The organism is Hoeflea sp., from assembly GCF_984452065.1.
This window is the reverse complement of record NZ_CFHWAF010000232.1, coordinates 1-3,460: the sequence shown is the minus strand read 5'-3', so window position 1 is coordinate 3,460 and position 3,460 is coordinate 1. Positions and strand designations below refer to the sequence as shown.

Annotated in this window: 4 protein-coding genes; 3 read left to right on the top strand and 1 reads right to left on the bottom strand. The window is 61.2% G+C overall.

Translation table 11 applies throughout. The annotated features are described in order from the left end of the window. Positions 1-23 precede the first annotated feature (23 nt). Positions 24-305 (bottom strand): formylglycine-generating enzyme family protein, encoded by a 282-nt coding sequence (locus tag AC5E6N_RS23770; protein ID WP_491750130.1) that lies wholly within the window; start codon positions 303-305, stop codon positions 24-26. A 152-nt stretch (positions 306-457) separates the two neighbouring features. On the opposite strand from AC5E6N_RS23770, the gene AC5E6N_RS23765 reads away from it, so the two are divergent. From AC5E6N_RS23765 to AC5E6N_RS23755, 3 genes are read left to right on the top strand one after another with little or no spacing between them, the layout of a single operon-like run. Beyond that, positions 458-1,579, top strand: coding sequence for a hypothetical protein (locus AC5E6N_RS23765; protein ID WP_491750129.1), 1,122 nt, complete (start codon positions 458-460; stop codon positions 1,577-1,579). Continuing rightward, positions 1,576-2,292, top strand: coding sequence for an SDR family NAD(P)-dependent oxidoreductase (locus tag AC5E6N_RS23760; protein WP_491750128.1), 717 nt, complete (start codon positions 1,576-1,578; stop codon positions 2,290-2,292). Before AC5E6N_RS23765 ends, AC5E6N_RS23760 begins: the two co-directional genes overlap by 4 nt. Before the next feature lie 3 nt (positions 2,293-2,295). After that, positions 2,296-3,324, top strand: coding sequence for a zinc-dependent alcohol dehydrogenase (locus AC5E6N_RS23755; RefSeq protein ID WP_491750127.1), 1,029 nt, complete (start codon positions 2,296-2,298; stop codon positions 3,322-3,324). Positions 3,325-3,460 lie beyond the last annotated feature (136 nt).

Here is a 3,460-nt window from a genome sequence, read left to right as displayed (position 1 = left end):
AAGGCGCGGGACATGGGTCTGAATCAGAGTTCCTGCGTGTCGTAGACCACCCGGAAACCCTGATGTGATGTCGTGCTGTCCGGAGAGTTGCCGCTTCTTGCCGCGATCCGGTAGCGATAGCAATAGCTGCGGTGACACAGGAACGATCCGCCCTTGAGCGTCTTATGGCCGGCCCTTTCCTTCTGGCGCTGCCGGGCGGCCTTCTTCATTGAGCGGATCTTGAACGTGTCGCGGGTCCACTCCCAGACATTGCCGCTCATGTTCAAAAGTCCGTAGCCGTTCGGCGCGAAGGATTTGACCCTCACCTGTCAAACCGTACAGTTGGAGCTTTTGCAAACAATTATGTGGCTGCCGGTAAATATCTCGATACGAAGTTGGTAAAACGCTTTACCAATCCGAATTTGGATGTATAGTACAAATCTACGACAACCACCACCACAAAGATCAGGCAGCTCAGATGCTCAAAGGCATGACATGGGATCACCCGCGCGGATATGCCGGCCTGGAAGCCGCGTCCGAACATTACCGCTCGGAGCACGGCATATCCGTTTCCTGGGACCGCCGCAGCCTTCAGGCTTTCGCCGACGCATCGATATCCAAACTCGCCGAAGCCTATGATCTGATCGTTCTGGATCACCCGCATGTCGGGCAGATCGCCGATACGGCCTGTCTGCACCCGCTTCCGCCTCCGGACGATGCCGAACGCTGTTCGCTCGGCGGCAGTCTGGAAAGCTATGTGTGGCGCGACAGGCTGTGGGCCTATCCGGTCGATGCCGCCTGTCAGATGGCGGTCAAGCGCCCTGACCTTTGCAAGCAGGAGCTTCCCGATTGGGACGCCGTGCTCGATGACAGCAGGAACACATACCGCATCGTCACCGCCCTTCTGCCGGTCGACGCCTGCTGCATGCTGATGACGCTGGTCGCTGGCCGCGGCGAAGAGGTCCTGCCCTATTCCAAAGAGGAGTTTGTCTCAGAAAGAAATGGAATTCTTTCCCTCAAGATACTGAAAGCACTTTATAAATTCGGTCCGGCCGAGGCCGTCTCGTGGAACCCGATCAAGGTTCTGGAGGCGATGGCGACGACCGATGATTTCGCCTATTCGCCCTGTCTGTTCGGCTATATCAACTACGCCCGGCCGGGCTTCAGGCCCAACCGGCTCGACTATGCCGACCTTCCGAGCTTCAGGGGGAGCAGGCTCAAGCGCGGCATTCTCGGTGGCGCCGGCATTGTCGTTTCGGCGAAATCGGCCCATCTGGACAAAGCGGTTGAATTCGCCCGCTGGATCGCGTCAGAGCCGGTGCAGTCGGGCGTCTATCTGAAAAATGAGGGCCAGCCGGCGCATCTGCAGACCTGGCGGAACAAAGGCGCGGATCCGAAATATGCCGGTTTTCTGTCCGGCGGACTGCACACGATGGAAAATGCCTGGACCCGTCCGCGCGATGTCTGGTTCCTCGGGTTCATTGATGATGTCTGCGAGATCTTCCCGGACTTCTTCATCAAGGATCAGGACGAATCCGTTTTTCTTGCATCCATCAACCAACTCTATCGCCGGCATCGGGCGCAAAGGGACTTGTCATGAAAACGGCAGTGATTACCGGCGGCAACAAGGGATTGGGGCTTGCCCAGACCAGGAAGTTCCTCGATGAGGGTCACCGCGTCTATGTGGTCGCGCGGACCGAAGGCGAGATCGCCTCGCTCGACGGCAACGTCGTGTTCCACGCGCACGATCTCGGCGACTGGCAGGATACGGGCTATCTCGACCGGATTTCCTCGGAGGCCGGCGGCATCGATGTTCTCGTCAACAATGCCGGCGCGCATCTCAAGAAACCCGTCTGGGACGTCAGGGGCGACGAACTCGAGACGGTCTTGAACCTCAACGTCAAGGCCATGTTCCGGGCCTGCGGGCGCTATACGGAATTGCAGAAAGACAAGGGCGGCGCAATCGTCAACATTTCCTCCATGGGCGGGCTTCTGGCCCTGCCCTCGGCGGCGGCCTATGTGACCGCGAAGACGGCGGTGGTGGGCCTCACGCGGTCGGTGGCCGTCGATGCGGCGCCGTTCGCCATTCGCTGCAACGCGGTCGCGCCCGGCTTCATCGATACCGATATGACCCGGGCCATCCTCGAAAAGGACCCTGCCCGCCGTGCCAAGATCGAAGGGCGCATTCCGGGCGGCACATTCGGCCTGCCCGAAGATGTCGCCAATGCCGTCTACTTTCTGGCTTCCGATCAGGCGGCGCATATCAGCGGCGTCGTCCTGCCCGTCGATGGCGGGTTTTCCGTGGGGTTCTGAACCGTGGGCTATACCAGATCCATCCTCACCGGCGCTCGCGCGATCGCTATCGAGCAGACTGAGTTGCCGGCCGGACCCGCGCCCGATCACATCCGCCTGCGCCTCGCCACGGCCAGCATCTGCGGCACGGACATGCATTACTTCCGCCACTTCGCAAATGCCGGATTTGCGCTCGACTATCCGGTCACCCTCGGCCACGAGGCCTGCGCCTTCGTCGAGGACGCGAACGGTCACGGATTTGAACCCGGCGCGCTGGTCGCCATCAATCCCGTCATCGCATGCGGCACATGCGAAAAATGCCAAAGCGGCGATATCAACATGTGCCCGGACAAACGGTTTCCGGGCTCGGCCACCACGAAGCCGCATATTGACGGTTTCTTTCGCGATTGTTTCGACTTTCCCGCCCGTTGCTGCCGGGCCGTCGCGAAAGGCGTCGATCCGGATCATCTGACCTTCGCCGAGCCGCTTGCCTGCGCCATGCACAGCGTCAACCGGGCCGGTGTCGGTCCGCAAACGAAGGTGCTGGTGACCGGCTGCGGCCCGATGGGGCTGCTGGCCGTGGTCGGCTGCAAGGCCAGGGGCGCGGATGTCGAGGTCACCGATCTCAAACAGGGCGCTATCGATGCCGCGCGCGCCGTCGGCGCAAGCAAGGGATACGTGATCGGCCGCAACGATCCTGCAGAACTGTCAAACCGGTATGACGTGGTGATCGAGGCAAGCGGCTCGCCGCACGGCTACAACCAGGCGCTCGACGCAGTGCGCAAACAGGGCGTCGTTGCGGTTCTGTCGCTCATCCAGCCGAGCGAGGTGCCGGTCAATCTGCACCTCAACGCGCTCAAGGAAATCACCTCGACCGGCTCGATCCTGTTCACAAGCGAGTTCGACGAGGCGGTCGACCTGATTGAAGCGGGAACCGTCGATTTCGACAGCCTTGTCGCCGGTCGGTTCGGTGTTGCCGAGACCCTTGCGGCCTGCGAGTTCATGGCCTCCGGCGAGGCCGTCGGCAAGGTTCTGATCAAGCCGGCCACATGATCGCTATCGCTCGAGTTTGACTTCGCCGCCGGCCTGGATCTTGACCCGGCGCACGATTTCCTCGTCGCGCTGCCGTTTGAATTCCTCGGGGTCGCGCTCCGACCAGTCGTAGAATCCCCTGCCGCTGCGCATGCCG

Excerpts from the sequence above, each read along its gene's own strand:
- AC5E6N_RS23765 (WP_491750129.1), top strand. The coding sequence starts at position 458 with ATGCTCAAAGGCATGACATGGGATCACCCGCGCGGATATGCCGGCCTG.
- AC5E6N_RS23760 (WP_491750128.1), top strand. The coding sequence starts at position 1,576 with ATGAAAACGGCAGTGATTACCGGCGGCAACAAGGGATTGGGGCTTGCC.